Consider the following 13,949-nt stretch of genomic DNA (forward strand, 5'->3'; position numbering starts at 1 on the left):
GCAGCTCGTTTCTAAATCGGCGCAGATACTAGGAACGCGTCGTAGGTGGTGCGGATCGGCGAATCGCGCAGAATATCGAGCCGCTCCTGTTCCGCGTCGGCGATCAGGCGGGCGTCGGCCGCGTCGAACGCAGCGATGCTCCCACGCGCAGCGTCGTCGTCGTCGATGATCCTCTGGCGAGCCTGCTTCCTCTGGTCGACATGGCGCTGGCGTGCCAGCAAATCGTCGCGCTCGACGACCAACGCAGCTCGACGTTCGAGCTGCGTCCTTGTGGTCTGGTCGGTGGCGAACACGCGGTCGACCACGGCAAGTAGCTGATCAAGAGATGCCGGCCCATCTTCCTCGCCGGCTTCCGGCAGATAGACTTCCGTCCACCAACCTTCGCCCTCAGGCCGCTCCGGAAGAGCGAGGAGATACCGGCCAACGACCGTGCTGGCCTCGCATTGAGCCACGACGAAACTTGAGAGCTTCGCTTGCGCGCCACGTAGTTCAGCCGATGCCGTCTCGAGCTCGTTGCGCTGCCGATCCTGGCGCTCTCGGAGTTCGGCGAGATCTCGGAGTTCATCCACGCCACCGCGTGCCTTCTCGAACGGGTTGCGAACACTTGCCCCAGCATAGTTTCGCAGGCCGGGCACTGATTCGCGTTTTCGGCCTCCAATGCCAACACCGCCACAAACAACGATCGGAATGAAACTTGGCTCGCGCGGCGTTGCAGCTCGCGCGCAGTGGCAATCAGCAGACCTGACGCAGTTGCGTGCTTTCGTCGAGGCCGCGTTCTAGGACGATGTGCCGTAGCGATCCGCTTGATCGGCGGGCCCCAAGCAACTCAAAACCTTGTCGATCTACGCCAGATGGCTTATAACCTCCGCAGGGTTGACCGCACATGACGTGCCAAATGACAAGCGAGTCCGGCCAAGAATCTCCGTCCAAACGGCGACGTGCTGAATCGGCAGTAGCCCGTCCAATGTGGGGAAATGCCGCCTATGGACGCCAGGGATAGCGTATCGGACACTGCCGGATGAATATCCGTAACGCTCGGTCTGGATTAGACCTGCGCGAGACCTCCGTCAACAAACACTTCGCTGCCGGTCATAAAACTGCTCTCGTCCGAGGCAAGAAAAAGTGCAACTGCGGCAGTTTCATCAGGATCCGCTATACGTCCGAGCGGCGTCTGTGCCTTCAACAGGCCAAGCAGCGCATCTAGTTGAGCGCCCGAGACCAGCGTTTCCATGAGGCCCGGGGTCGACGTCGCGCCTGGCGACAGTACGTTCACGCGGATTCCGGAGTCCTTCAGATCAAGCGCCCAACTGCGCGCGAAATTGCGGATGGCCGCTTTTGTTGCGCTGTAGACGCTGAAGGCCGGCGTCCCTTTCGAACCCGTTGTAGACCCGGTCAGGATGATCGAGCCCCCTGCGGTCATCAGCGGCAGCGCCTTCTGTACCGTGAACAGGGTTCCTTTGACGTTGACGTCGAATGTTAGATCGAATTGCGCCTCCGTGATCTCTCCGAGCGGTGCAAACGAGCCTAGTCCCGCGTTCGCAAACAGCACGTCGAGGCGTCCTTTTTCCGCGTGCACTGCGGCAAAAATCCGGTCGAGATCATCAAGCTTTGTTACGTCGCCCTGGAGGACCCGCACGTCGCGCCCGATGAGTGCCGCAGCCTTGTCCAACTGGGCTTGGCGGCGACCTGTAATGAACACAAAGGCACCTTCCTCAACGAAGCGTCTCGCGGTGGCCAGCCCAATGCCACTATTGCCCCCGGTCACCAATGCTACTCTGCCCGTCAGCCTGCCCATTACGTACTCCTTGCAAAACATGAATCGTGGACAGGCATGGTAGAACTTGACCCTCATTTTGGCTAGTATGCACATTTTGGTAAGTACCAAGAGGGATTCATGAAAACGGATCTGTTCACGTGCGGGCTTGACGCTGCGCTGGCCGTGATCGGGGGGAAATGGAAGCCCCTGATCCTCTTTCACCTCGCTCATGACACGCGACGCTATGGTGAATTAAGTCGACTGATCGGAGCGGTCAGCCACAAGATGCTGAGCCAGCAGTTGAAGGAGTTGGAGGCGGATGGCCTTGTCCATCGCGTCGACTATAAGGAGATTCCGCCACGAGTCGAGTACTCGCTAACAGCATTTGGGCTGACCCTGGCAAAGGCGCTAGCGCCGCTATGTGAGTGGGGCACCGCTCATGCGATGGAGGTCGGCAAGATGCTGGCGAACCGCAGCTTACCCAGATGAAATCCGCCAGGCATCCGGGTGGCGCGCAGCGCTAATCAAGAGATACGCTAAGAGCCATTAAAGTTGTCCGATATGCTTCGCAAGCCGATGGTCTGCGTGCTCCATAAGATCAGCGCACTACGTCAATCCCGGCTAGACGGATAACGGCTCGGTACTTGTCAGTCCGGTGCCGCACAAACGATGAGAAGGCCTGTGGATTGTTCGTCACGATTTCTACACGGGCATCCGCCAAAGTTCTCGTGACCCAGGGTGTTGCCAGTACCACCAGTGCAGTGATGGGAGCCTACTACCGGTGCTCTAAAGATCATCCGCCGCGTGCCGTTATCCGCCATACGTTTGTTACTTTCGTAGACAAAGTAACATTGTCCCGCAACCGTTCTGGCAAGAGATGCGCGTCGGGGTCCTCGGAAATGACTGTCCACGGCTCAAACCAGACTTTTTGGCTCTGACATGGTAAGCACAGTTACAAGCACGTTTGTACCAAATCTCGTCCCGAGCAGTTCACTACTTCCTAACAGTGCGGAGCCAAGGGGTGAGGTGGGTCCTGCGCAGCCGGACGTGTCAACGTCCGGCGCCAGCGTTGAGAATGCTGCCGAAGGTGCATCCGGCAACAACGTCACGGTCTCTGCGACGGGCCAAATCCTCGTCAGAACAGCAGGTGGAACCAAGAAGACCGACACCAATGCGGTCATCGAGAAGAGCAATCTTCCTGACGAAATTAAGAAGCTCGTGATCAAGATTCGCGAGATGCAGGCGGAGCTTCGTCAGAAGGCAGAAGAGATGTCGAAAATTAACTCGGACGTCAAACAGAACCCCAAGCAGCGTATGGCCGAGGTGCAAGGGCTGCGGCAACAGATCGATGCGCTCACCTCGTCGATCAACAGCGCAGTGGCCACACTCAATCAGACCATGACCTCGATGAGGATGACCAAGGATGATCGGACCATAGTGGCGGCATTCTTGACGGCGTCATAGATGGCGACGAGGCTGGATTGACCGATGTCGCCTTGTGCAACCTCATGGCGGCCACAGTCTTCAGGCTGCCGCTAGATGTCGAGCGTAATGCCTTCGCGATTCAGCGTGCCATCTTCGAGGTGCGGGCCTGCGTGGGGATGCGCGATACAGATCAAAACCTCGCCCGGCTCGACGTCGCGCGCCGGCGGCTCCACGTAGTCGACGTTTCCTTTCACGATTCGCGTGGCACATGTGCCGCAGCTTCCAGAGCGACAGGCATAGAGGGGTTGGAGTCCATTGGCTTCCGCCAGTTCGAGCAAGGTCCCCGCCTTCGGCCTCCAAATCGCCGTTTTCCCACTCCTGGCAAATTCGACGACCACCCCTTCGCTGGTATCCACTTCCACCCGTTGTTCAATGCGGCGGGCCACGGAGGCGGGGCCAAAGCTCTCCAGGTGAATGTGGGAATCGGGGACACCGAGTGATAAGAGCGCGTCGTAGACATCCTGCATGAAGCGTGGTGGACCGCAGAGATAGACCTCGTAGTCATCCAGCGGCAGCACCTTCTGCAGCAAGCGCCGGTCGATACGCCCTTCGCTGTGGTGAGTCTTGCCAAGCTCGTCATCGGACGACGGCCGGCTCAGCACCCAATGTGGCACAAGATTGGTGTGAAGTTTTTCCTTCATTGCGAGATGCGCGAAGAAGGCACGGTGCCGGCCATCGACGGCCGAGTGAATGAAATAGATCGGTTTGTGCAGCAGGGAGCGACCGTCGTTGACGAGTTGGCTATTAAGCATGGCGATCGCCGGCGTAATGCCGACCCCGGCGCTGATCAGCGCCACGGCACGTCCGGCGCTTTCATTGAAGACAAAGGCCCCGCGTGGCGCCAGTGTCTCGATGGTATCGCCGACACAGATGCGATCATGCAGCCAGTCCGAGCATCCTCCGTTGCCCTCGCGCTTGACGCTGATCCGATAGGTGCGCCCATTCGGCGCATCGGAGAGGGTATACGTGCGTGTCGCTGGTTCGGTCCATCCATCAGGGTGTACGCGGATCGGAAGATACTGGCCAGGATGGTATGTTGCGAGGCCGCCATTGTCGGCTGGCGTCAGAATGAATGACCGGATGATCGCACTCTCGTCCATCAATTCGACCACCTGGAACGGTCGCCATACTGTGCGCAGCCGCTCCGCTTCAAGTGTCATGGCCACCTCCTCCCAACTGCCCGTGCGTTCGAGTAGCGGCGAGTAGTTGGGCGCGGTGAAGCGGACGGGAAGGCTCGCCTCGACACGAATTACCTCGTCGATATGGTAGCGAAACAAACGCTGAGCACCAGTGAAGGCTTGGACCTCGGCTCCATCCCAAATGATTTCCGCGTGGGCGGCGATGTAAAGCATGTCGCCACGCTCGAAATCGATGAACAAAAGGCCGGCATGATTGTCGATCTGCCAGTTGCCGGCGGTATTGAAGATAAAATTGCCGACAAACTCGGGGGCGGTCAGCGTGCAGTCGTCGTCGATGCGTACGAAGCCAGGTCGTCCGCCACGATGCGAAATATCGGCGCCGAACGCAATGTCATCCGCGCTCTTCGGCGAGACACTAGCCACAAAATAGGTATCGGCCCTGGCTATGATAGATCGGGCGGTTTCATCCAGACGCTCGGATGGCCGGACTGGGCGTGGTTCCGGTGCCAGCGGGTCGCGCTCGAAGGTGAGTCCGCGGTCCTGAATATATTGCGGACAGATGCCCAGCGTCTGACGGACGGCGATCGTGAACCCGTCGGGCCACACTGCATCAATGGTGCCGATCATCCGGTTGCGGCGACGCGTGTGGAATTGCACGCCGAGTAGCGCGACTTCGGTTCCCACGGTGAGCGCACGGTTCAGCGGGTCAGCGAACAACGGTCGCGCCTTGATCGCCACCGTCATATCACTGGTTGGCTTCACGAAGCCAGGCTGGCCAACCAGCATCGAGGCCCAGGGTAGTCCATTGGCATCGACCGAGGCGATGAACACGTAAGGCAGCATCGGAAAGAATTCCCGGTGCTGGGGCGTCAGGTAGCGACGCACGGCGCGTCGTCCTTGTTTGTCGATTTTCTCGCGTACCCCTAGACGTTCCTGCACTGCTAGTTCGCCCTCATGGAAAGGCGAGCGCTCCAGATCCCAGCCTGGTGACTGGGGAACAGTCGAAGTGCTCATAGGCTTGCTCCGATGTGAAGTGCGGAGTTGTAGGGCGATGCCCGATCAGTGTGGCAGATCCCCCTTGGGAGCCATTTATCATTTGCACGATTTAATGCACGTCCGCACGGCAGGCCGGTTGCAGCGGGGGTTTCTCACGCGTGATGGGCCGCTTGTCGAAGGCACGGCGGTGGATGTGGCTTGTGCCGATGTGCATCGCGGACACGTAGGTATACGATGCCCGCGGCCAATTACCCGTCGATTGCGATGGAAATTTGTACGGGGTTCCGCATGGTGTTTGCCACCGGCGAAAACGCGTTGGCGTGCTGGACAATCCAGTCAAGCTGGTCCCGCGGCGCATCCCCTTCGACCGCGACCTTGACGCGAATCCCTTGGAATCCCATCTGGGCGGGCAGGCGGTCGGCGCCTCCTGCGCCCCAGGCGGCAGTGTTGCCGATATCGGCCTCTAGAAATAGCTCAAGTTTCGAAAGACGAACACCTTTCCAGGTGGCGACTGCAGTTATGCCAACCGCAAGGCAGCTTCCTAGCGCGGCCAGAACGATTTCGCCAGGGGCCGGCGCGGTGTTGTCGCCGAACAAATGTGAAGGTTCGTCTACCACGACGGCTGAGTGATCACCAATGTAGCTCAAGGAGCGGAACTTTCCGTCCACAACCGTGCGAACCCGGTTGGTGCCGCGTCCCTCGGGGTTGCTGCGGCCGCGCTCGGCAAATTTTGTCAGGCCATCGGCGTCGATCGGCTGTAGGTAGGTCGAAGCCGTGGTGGTGGGGGCGATAGTGTTCATGGTAATGCTCCAACATAAGGTATGGCACCGCTCATTGGTCTCCGCTGAAGCAAAGCACCCGAGTGCCTGAACAGTCTAGAGGCTGGCGGATCGAAATCGTTGCTGGCGCGTCTCGGTAATTTGCTCTTCCGTCTCAGGCTCGAAGTATTGTGCGAACGCATCTGGCGCGACGCAGACCCTGCTGCCAGAATTGGGCTTGCACGCGTACCAGGTGTGAACTTTGCAAATCAATCGAGTAGGATGTGCAACGTGCAAGCTTCGATCATGTGGCAGCGTCCAGGTACTTGCCAAGGCTCGCGCAGATAGGCCAACAGCGATTCCGGCATCCGGCTGCGAGTCCAAATTGTGACCTAATTGACACCTATAGTTGTGAGAGTCGTATGAAGCGCAGGAACGGGAGCGGTTCGGCGTCGGAGTTCGTTGCCTACGGGGTCGTTAGTGAACCTAAAGGCATTGAAGTCCTGCATGCCAAGTTTGGAAAGCATCAGTTTGGGGAGCATGCCCACGATAGTTGGGCGATCGGTGCTGTCTTGGCTGGCGCCAAAGACATCTCGGCAAAACGCGGCAGGCCGCATGCCATGGGTTCGGGCGACGTATATGTTCTTCCTCCGCATCATGCTCATGCCGGCAGGTCCCTCGACGAGGCCGGCTGCGAGTACACGATGCTATACATCCCTGATACGGAATGGCAGCGTCAGCGTGTTATTCATCAGGTGTCGATCGACGCGATCACATCTCCTGCCCGAAAGCACCATATCGGCGCGCAGTTGCATCGCATCGTTTCACTCGCGTTGGAACAGCCAAACAGCCTGCAGGCCTGGACGAGCGAATGGGACTTGCTCTGCGAAGCGCTGTTTGGGCAGCGACAGGGGCCGATTGCTGCCGATTGGGTATCGAAGATCCCGGCAGACGTCGCAATCCGTCGCGGAATCGATTATCTGAAAGCATTCTTTGCGCAGGACATTTCGCTCGAGCAACTCTCAGGGGAAGTATCAATGTCGACCTTTGAGTTGTGTCGACGCTTTTCCGCCGCGACTGGGCTATCGCCACATCGGTATCAACTGGTCTTGCGCATTCATGAGGCGAAAGCGAGATTGCTTCGAGGGGAAACAATCAGTGATGTCGCCGTCGACCTGGGATTCGCCGATCAAGGTCATCTGGGTCGGCACTTCAAGTCCCTCCTCGGCGTTACGCCAGGCACTGTCGCAAGACAATCGCGTCGCATGTGCTCGACCCAATAGCCTCAGCCCAAGGATCCGCCTCTTTGCTTATCCTTCGGGTAATTGGAATCGAGCGCGGTGCGGTAAAGAGCATGTTGGAGCTGGTCAATTATTCCTACTAACATGGGCATCCGTGAAATAGAGATCTTTCGGGCTGTTATGTCGTCGGGAAGCATGAGCAAGGCGGCTAGCCTGCTTGGCATTACACAACCGGCGGTAAGTCAGGCGATTCGCAAGTTAGAGGCCACGGCAGGCCTACTGCTCTTCCAGCGTACGCGAGGCAGGCTTGTCCCTACGCGCGAGTGTCTGGCATTGATGAGCGATGTTGATCGATTCTTCACGGGGTATGAGCTCGTAGAGTATCGCATCCGTAATTTGCGTTCATTCGGGCTCGGCCGTCTGGCCGTCGCGTCCAATCCTGCATTTGGGCAGGGGTTTATGGCGCGGGTCGTCGCGGCGTTTGAAGCGACAAACCAGAGCGTCCGTGTTTCGTTGCAGGTGATGAACTCCCACGAGGTTCATCGCGTAGTAAATGCTGGTCAGGTTGACTTCGGCTTGCTGGCAGCGGGTATTTCGATGGCGGGCCTGGAGCATTCAACATTCGCGCAATTGCGCGCCGTGGCGGTGATGCATGAACAGCACCCACTGGCAAGCAATGGACTCATTACAGCACGGGATCTTGGTGAGCACGCATTCATTGCCTTGAACTCAGGCGACCCCACGCGGATGGCGCTTGAGGCGCAAATAAATGGCCACGGAGTTGCGCTTAATCCGGTGGTGGAGACACCCAACTCACATACGGTCTGCGAGATGGCGCTGGCGAAGGTCGGTGTGGGCATCGCGCATCCATTGGTGGCATCCGACTTTGTCTCCCGGGGGCTTGTTATTCGTCCACTGGCCCTGGACGTCATCCTTTCCAGCGTTGTGGCTTTCCGAGCGGGCGCGCCGCTGTCGGAGGACGCCAAGCGCTTCATGCGGCATATGAGAGTCCAGCTCGCGCGCGAGGTGTCCGCCCTATCTGGCCAGCTCGATAGGGCGGAGCCAGCGCTCGCGCAGAAACCGGTGCCGCGGCGCGTGAATCGGTAATGATAGGTGCTCGGGGATGCCGTAGCCATAATCGGCAGTTATGGAGTCAAAGGTCATCCTTTCTTGTTGGGTCGTGCATTTTCGAAAAGAATAGTTTGAGCAAGGCAAAGAAAGACTGGATAGCCACTGCGGTGGGGTACCGGTATGCGCTTGCGACACCGTTTGCCGATCCAGCCTCTTATGGGGGCCGGCCGGAAAAAGCGACTGCGGGGGCTGACCATGAGGCGTTACGAAGAAATTGCCAGCGCGATGGCAGAACAGATTCGCTCGCAGGGCATCCCGGTTGGTACGCGCTTGCCGTCGATACGGACGCTGATGGTAGAGCGCGGTGTGGGGCAGTCCACAGCCTTTCAAGTCTATGGGCTGCTTGAGCAATGGGGATTGGCGCTCTCCCGCCAGCGCTCCGGCTACTTTGTAACGTCAAGCGCGAGCAACGACGCGCAAGCGAGCTTGGCGACTGGTAGCCGCTTTGACGATCCACCGACAGGCAGTCTTGTTTTCTCCGCCATCGAGGTGGGGCAGCGTGCCGGCGTTGCGCCGTTGGGCCTGGCTTTTCCATCCCCGGAGTTGTTTCCTCTGCAGCGGTTGGCGCGTGCAATCCGACACGTGGCTCGCCTCTCGCCAACGGCTAGTACTTCGCGCAACCTGACCCCAGGCAATGAAGCGTTGAGGCGTCAGATTGCCATTCGCTATGCAGGTATGGGCGTGTCGCTTAGGCTTGATGAGTTGATCATCACGGACGGTGCCACTGAGGCACTTAACCTATGCCTTCAGGCAGCGACCCGACCAGGGGACATCGTCGCGATAGAGTCGCCGTGTCACTACGGGACGATTCAGGCAATTGCCCGTCTGGGATTGAAACCTCTTGAGATACCGGTGACCATCGCCTCGGGTATCGATCTTCAGGCACTTGCAGAGGCGCTACGCTGGCAGCCCGTTCGCGCCTGTGTCTTTATGCCCAACGTCCATCAGCCAACGGGCATTACCTGGACCGCAGAGAAAAAGCAGGCGCTTGTTGGACTGCTTGATCGCTATGACATCCCCCTGATCGAGGATGATGTACTGGGTGAACTGTACTTCGAAGGCCGCCGACCCTTGCCTGCCAAAGCATATGACGCGGGCGGGCTGGTCATGCATTGCAGCTCTTTCTCTAAATCGCTTGCACCTGGGTACCGGGTTGGCTGGGTTGCCGCCGGGCGATATACGGAGCGCGTTCGCCGGCTGAAACTCAGCACTACGGGGCCAACTAGCGGACCCGTGCAGGATGCAATTGCCGAATACCTGCAGGCCGGTGGCTACGACAGGCATCTACGTGGGCTGCGCGTATCTTTGCGGCAACAACTGGACGATATGGCACATGCTATTGCCACGTGGTTCCCCGATTTGACGACGTATGAGAGGCCGAGTGGCGGGCATTCCCTTTGGGTCGAACTTCCCCCCCACCATGATGCGGCGACTGTGTTCCGTGCTGCGGCGCGAAGGGGGATCAGTATTGCGCCAGGGCCCATTTTTTCGGCGTCGGGGGGATATACGCACCACGTGCGACTTAATTTTGGCACGCCATGGAATGCGACGCTCGCGGCCGCGATGGAGAGCCTCGGCGGAATGCTTGATGCCGAAAGCTACACTGCCTGCATTAGATTAGCGTAAACGGCGGGATTTTCTCGGACGAAACCTGCCGCATATTGGAGAGGGAGCCGAGCGTCGCGCATTTGCCGCATACGCCACTGTCCCGGCGCAAGGCCAGTATGCTTTCTAAAGACCGTCGTGAAATAGCTCTGCGAACTGAATCCCACCTGCAGGGCAATTTCGGCCAATGATTCATGACCGCGAACTAGAAGATTCTTGGCGCGCTCGATACGGGAACGGTTCAGATAGGCATGCGGGGAAAGACCCGTCGCTCGGCGGAACTGCGCGGCGAAATGCATGCGACTAAGTTCGACGTGGCTTGCCATGTCGTTTAGAGTGATGGGCTCCCCGGCGTTCTCCTCAATGAAATCGATGGCTTTGTTGAGGCGCCATGGCTGCAGTCCGGCAAACGGCACTGCACCATCTGAGTTATCAATTTGCCTATTGATCAAATGCGCGATTACTGCCCGAACCAGGCTTGCCACCATGTACTCGGCCACAGGGCCACGCTGTTCGCCGGTCTCTGCCAGCGTCTGGGCGATTCGTCCCAACCACATATCTCGCCGGTAGCCTGGGTCATGAAGTGCGGGTTGATCGCCCGAAGCACCAAGGCCTCGGACAGCCTCGTCAAGCGCTAAGCCAGGGAGGAAAAGGTGCAAAGCATCACAGGGCCGTTCGAATCGACAGATAACCTGCTGACCTGGCGGGGTAACTTGTGTTCCGCCAAAACGCCCGGCACGGGTGCAGATGTAGTGGCCATTGCGCGTGCAATCGACCATGGTGTTGGATAGCAATATCTCTACGGTGTAGTGATGCGCCAGTATTGGGGATGTTAATGCGCGCGGCTCCCGACGCTCGTCTGTCCACCTGCTGATGACGCATGCACTGGGGGCAAGGTTTCCCCCAAAATCCTTGCTTTGTCGCCATGCATGCTCGAGATGTATGGGACCGAAGAAGGCGGATGCGATGCGGCCGAGCAAAAGATCGCTGGCGAGGGGTCGGTTCTTTACCATGCTGCTGTCCTATGCGGTAGGCGACTTCGAATCGGGGGTAAACGCCATTCACTGCATACAGGAAGACTATCCACCGGCCCCTCAGTATGAAAGCAGCAGTCGGGCGCTTTTCATTGGTAGCAGTTCGCCGTTAATCCACGCGGGAATGGCGTGTGTGGTAAAGCAGCAGTGCCAGATGTTCGTCGAGCAAGGCGTTGAATCGACTCGGAGCTTCGAGGTAGGGCAGATGGCCCACTTCTGGCAACACGATAAGGCGCGCGTTTCTCAGCCCGGTCAGCATCTCCTCGGCGCAGTACCGCGGTACGAAATGATCGCTTTCGCCACGGACCAGCAACGCTGGGACGTGCACCTGTGCAAGGAGCGGTCGCTGGTCGTACGCGAGGAGTTCCGCGAAGATGCGCTGAATGTGGAGGGGATCGAGTTTGTCTGCAGAGCGCAGGAATCCTCGACCAATGCGGCTTGTGGGCGCAATGCTCATGGCCTCCAACAAGCCCGTCGCCCAGGCTCGCGGTCCGTCGGCATGGGAGAGCAGGTCATACAGCGCAATGCGTCTGGCACGATCCGGCTCCGTCAGATGCAAAAATGTGTTGATTGCTATAAGTGAAGTGACCCGCTGCGAACGTTGTGCCGCAAGATCGATGGCAACGCGTGCGCCACTCGAGAGCCCGCACACAATGCAATTGGCAATTCCAAGGTGATCCAATAGCGCTACGACGGTTTCCCAGTAGAGATGAAACGGCATTGTCGCGCCCTCTGAACGCCCATGCCCAGGCAGATCAGGGCACACCACTTGGTAGCGGGCACTGAAATGGCTTTGTTGGTGCAGCCAGTTCTCGGAGCGTCCACCGAGTCCGTGTAGGAAGAGAAGCGTTGTCCCCTCGCCCCTGACGGAATATCTAAAGCGGTGGCCGTGGAAGAAGAACTCCATTTGCCGATTCTCCAACATCGCGACGGTGTGTGGGAGTCGCCGCGCGCTCTGGCTTCAAGTTCGCCATAAGCCAACCGCGGGTTGCCGACCTCAGAGTAGGTCCACCCGACCTTCGATTCCAGTAGCAGAGGCGGCCGATTTCCCGGTTGCAGAGGCCTTGCTCCAGTCATGCGTGGCCGTTTAAAAATAAGCGGTGCTTATCATCAGCATCTGGAATCGGTATTAGACCTTATCGTTCCGCTCGTCCATGATGCTTTCACCGACGTTTCAGATCAGGAGTTACACCATGAAGGACATCGTTAAAGGATTTCTCGAGTTCAAGCGCAAAGCATATCCGGAGCGTTCCGATCTTTTCAAAAGCCTGGCCAGCACACAAAGCCCCAGCACTCTCTTCATTTCGTGCTCTGACAGCCGAGTGGTTCCGGAGATGCTGACGCAGGGTGAGCCGGGCGATCTCTTCGTGATCCGGAATGCGGGGAATATCGTGCCATCGTTCGGACCCGAGCCGGGCGGTGTTACCGCCACGGTGGAGTATGCGGTTACCGCGCTGGGCGTCCGAGACATCGTCGTATGTGGACATTCCGATTGTGGCGCTATGACTGCGGTAGCCACTTGTAACCATCTTGATCATATGCCCGCCGTTAAGAGCTGGCTGCGCCACGCCGACGCCGCACGAGTGGTCAATGAATCGATGGAACACCCGTCGACGAAAGCGAAAGTAGATTCAATGGTGCGCCAGAACGTGATCGCCCAACTTGCGAATCTGCGTACACATCCCTCGGTTGCATTGGCTGTGGCTCAGGGCAAGGTCAGCCTGCACGGCTGGGTGTTCGATATTGAAACGGGCGTGATCGAGTCGTTGGATGGCGGTGCAGGAACCTTCGTGCCACTCTCAGATCATCCCGAGGTCACTGCCACTCCCGCCTTGCGTGTGGCAGCGTGATTGCCATATTGCCATGACACGATGCCCGTTCTCTGAGGTGAAGTGTCATGGCAATTCAGTGGCATCGGAATGGTACGCCTCGGCTGCGAACGCTACGAAAGCTTGCGATGCGGCCGAGCGATAGGAATTTTGGCGTTGGAGAAAGAAGACGGTACGTCTTGGCGGAGCAGGGACAAGTGGTATCGCACGCAGTCCACGGAGGCGTCTCGCAATGGCGGCTGGCAGGATCGTCACGAGCTTGCCGCAGCGCACGGCTTCGATTACGGCGCCAACAGAATTCACCTCCATTGCTACGTGCGGCGTCACGCCATGCCCGGTAAGATACTCAGTCACGTACTTGCGGGTGGCGAAGGCCGATGTGAGCAATGCAAACGGTTCGGCTGCCAATGCGGCGGGAACCAATGAAGTGCTTCCCGTCGCATAGGGATGGCTGGCTGAAACCACGAGGGAAAGATCCTCTTCAAAGACTGGCGTGGCCTCAAGCTCATCGGCGTGGAGGGGAGAGAAGGCGATGCCAAGGTCAATTTCGTCATCCAGTATCAATCGCTCCATCTTCTCTTGTGGCAACTCGGTCAGGCATAGAGCGAGAGCGGGATAGCGTTGTCGGAATATCTCCACGAGCGAGCCGACCAGATATGGCGTGAAAGTCGGTGTCATGGCCAGGCGCAGGGTACCGCGGCTGAGATCCCGAACATCGTGCAAGGCTCGCTTTCCGGCGTCAAGATCCTGCAGTGCTCGCTGGGCGTATTGTCGATAGGCCTCACCTGCATCGGTGAGCCTGATGGTGCGACCTGTACGGTCGAACAACTGCACCCCCAGGCTGTCCTCGAGCTGTCTGATCTGCTGTGACAGGGCGGGCTGAGAGACATGGACAGCTTCGGCAGCGCGGGTGAAGTTTCCGCTGTTTGCTACGGCGAGGAAGTACCGAATATGGCGGAGCAACATGGATTGTCC

General features: G+C 58.5%; 13 protein-coding genes. 6 read left to right on the forward strand and 7 right to left on the reverse strand.

Annotated features, from left to right (window positions below; genetic code table 11):
* Window positions 1–11: 11 nt before the first annotated feature.
* A complete protein-coding gene (locus AB4120_RS14015) occupies window positions 12–569 on the reverse strand; it encodes a hypothetical protein (RefSeq protein WP_441642412.1) in 558 nt (185 codons plus the stop codon).
* A 476-nt stretch (window positions 570–1,045) separates the two neighbouring features.
* Window positions 1,046–1,795, reverse strand: coding sequence for an SDR family NAD(P)-dependent oxidoreductase (locus AB4120_RS14020; RefSeq protein ID WP_441642413.1), 750 nt, complete (start codon window positions 1,793–1,795; stop codon window positions 1,046–1,048).
* A gap of 99 nt (window positions 1,796–1,894) precedes the next feature.
* On the opposite strand from AB4120_RS14020, the gene AB4120_RS14025 reads away from it, so the two are divergent.
* The gene (locus AB4120_RS14025) at window positions 1,895–2,245 is read left to right on the forward strand and encodes a winged helix-turn-helix transcriptional regulator (RefSeq protein WP_441642414.1); all 351 of its coding nucleotides are present in this window, start codon (window positions 1,895–1,897) and stop codon (window positions 2,243–2,245) included.
* A gap of 558 nt (window positions 2,246–2,803) precedes the next feature.
* The gene (locus tag AB4120_RS14030; protein ID WP_441642415.1) at window positions 2,804–3,220 is read left to right on the forward strand and encodes a hypothetical protein; all 417 of its coding nucleotides are present in this window, start codon (window positions 2,804–2,806) and stop codon (window positions 3,218–3,220) included.
* 71 nt (window positions 3,221–3,291) lie between these two features.
* On the opposite strand, the gene AB4120_RS14035 is transcribed toward AB4120_RS14030, so the two are convergent.
* Window positions 3,292–5,394 (reverse strand): 2Fe-2S iron-sulfur cluster-binding protein, encoded by a 2,103-nt coding sequence (locus tag AB4120_RS14035; protein ID WP_441642416.1) that lies wholly within the window; start codon window positions 5,392–5,394, stop codon window positions 3,292–3,294.
* A 230-nt stretch (window positions 5,395–5,624) separates the two neighbouring features.
* A complete protein-coding gene (locus tag AB4120_RS14040) occupies window positions 5,625–6,176 on the reverse strand; it encodes an OsmC family protein (protein WP_441642417.1) in 552 nt (183 codons plus the stop codon).
* A 380-nt stretch (window positions 6,177–6,556) separates the two neighbouring features.
* Here AB4120_RS14040 and AB4120_RS14045 point away from each other — a divergent pair, with 380 nt between their 5' ends.
* The 3 genes from AB4120_RS14045 (at window position 6,557) to AB4120_RS14055 (ending at window position 10,132) form a co-directional block, all read left to right on the forward strand.
* On the forward strand, window positions 6,557–7,417 hold the full coding sequence (locus AB4120_RS14045; RefSeq protein WP_441642418.1) for an AraC family transcriptional regulator: 861 nt from the start codon (window positions 6,557–6,559) through the stop codon (window positions 7,415–7,417).
* A 102-nt stretch (window positions 7,418–7,519) separates the two neighbouring features.
* Window positions 7,520–8,482 (forward strand): LysR substrate-binding domain-containing protein, encoded by a 963-nt coding sequence (locus AB4120_RS14050; protein WP_441642419.1) that lies wholly within the window; start codon window positions 7,520–7,522, stop codon window positions 8,480–8,482.
* Between the two features lie 219 nt (window positions 8,483–8,701).
* On the forward strand, window positions 8,702–10,132 hold the full coding sequence (locus AB4120_RS14055) for an aminotransferase-like domain-containing protein (protein WP_441642420.1): 1,431 nt from the start codon (window positions 8,702–8,704) through the stop codon (window positions 10,130–10,132).
* On the opposite strand, the gene AB4120_RS14060 is transcribed toward AB4120_RS14055, so the two are convergent.
* Together AB4120_RS14060 and AB4120_RS14065 are read right to left on the reverse strand one after the other, a co-directional pair.
* Window positions 10,105–11,124, reverse strand: a complete 1,020-nt coding sequence (locus AB4120_RS14060; protein WP_441642421.1) for a helix-turn-helix transcriptional regulator — start codon at window positions 11,122–11,124, stop codon at window positions 10,105–10,107. The two genes, AB4120_RS14055 and AB4120_RS14060, sit on opposite strands and share 28 nt — an antisense overlap.
* Before the next feature lie 130 nt (window positions 11,125–11,254).
* Window positions 11,255–12,052, reverse strand: a complete 798-nt coding sequence (locus AB4120_RS14065) for an alpha/beta fold hydrolase (protein WP_441642422.1) — start codon at window positions 12,050–12,052, stop codon at window positions 11,255–11,257.
* A 286-nt stretch (window positions 12,053–12,338) separates the two neighbouring features.
* On the opposite strand from AB4120_RS14065, the gene AB4120_RS14070 reads away from it, so the two are divergent.
* Window positions 12,339–12,995: a carbonic anhydrase gene (locus tag AB4120_RS14070; protein ID WP_441642423.1), complete on the forward strand. Its 657-nt coding sequence runs from the start codon at window positions 12,339–12,341 to the stop codon at window positions 12,993–12,995.
* Window positions 12,996–13,040: 45 nt separating this feature from the next.
* On the opposite strand, the gene cynR is transcribed toward AB4120_RS14070, so the two are convergent.
* Entirely contained in the window at window positions 13,041–13,940 is a 900-nt protein-coding gene (cynR, locus tag AB4120_RS14075; protein ID WP_441642424.1) for a transcriptional regulator CynR, read from the reverse strand.
* Between the last annotated feature and the right edge of the window lie 9 nt (window positions 13,941–13,949).

Origin of the sequence: Cupriavidus sp. 2KB_3 (assembly GCF_052115685.1) — a bacterium.
Classification (GTDB): domain Bacteria; phylum Pseudomonadota; class Gammaproteobacteria; order Burkholderiales; family Burkholderiaceae; genus Cupriavidus; species Cupriavidus campinensis.

Excerpts from the sequence above, each read along its gene's own strand:
- AB4120_RS14060 (WP_441642421.1), bottom strand. The coding sequence starts at position 11,124 with ATGGTAAAGAACCGACCCCTCGCCAGCGATCTTTTGCTCGGCCGCATC.
- AB4120_RS14055 (WP_441642420.1), top strand. The coding sequence starts at position 8,702 with ATGAGGCGTTACGAAGAAATTGCCAGCGCGATGGCAGAACAGATTCGC.
- AB4120_RS14070 (WP_441642423.1), top strand. The coding sequence starts at position 12,339 with ATGAAGGACATCGTTAAAGGATTTCTCGAGTTCAAGCGCAAAGCATAT.
- AB4120_RS14045 (WP_441642418.1), top strand. The coding sequence starts at position 6,557 with ATGAAGCGCAGGAACGGGAGCGGTTCGGCGTCGGAGTTCGTTGCCTAC.
- AB4120_RS14065 (WP_441642422.1), bottom strand. The coding sequence starts at position 12,052 with ATGGAGTTCTTCTTCCACGGCCACCGCTTTAGATATTCCGTCAGGGGC.
- AB4120_RS14040 (WP_441642417.1), bottom strand. The coding sequence starts at position 6,176 with ATGAACACTATCGCCCCCACCACCACGGCTTCGACCTACCTACAGCCG.
- AB4120_RS14035 (WP_441642416.1), bottom strand. The coding sequence starts at position 5,394 with ATGAGCACTTCGACTGTTCCCCAGTCACCAGGCTGGGATCTGGAGCGC.
- cynR (WP_441642424.1), bottom strand. The coding sequence starts at position 13,940 with ATGTTGCTCCGCCATATTCGGTACTTCCTCGCCGTAGCAAACAGCGGA.
- AB4120_RS14025 (WP_441642414.1), top strand. The coding sequence starts at position 1,895 with ATGAAAACGGATCTGTTCACGTGCGGGCTTGACGCTGCGCTGGCCGTG.
- AB4120_RS14020 (WP_441642413.1), bottom strand. The coding sequence starts at position 1,795 with ATGGGCAGGCTGACGGGCAGAGTAGCATTGGTGACCGGGGGCAATAGT.
- AB4120_RS14050 (WP_441642419.1), top strand. The coding sequence starts at position 7,520 with ATGGGCATCCGTGAAATAGAGATCTTTCGGGCTGTTATGTCGTCGGGA.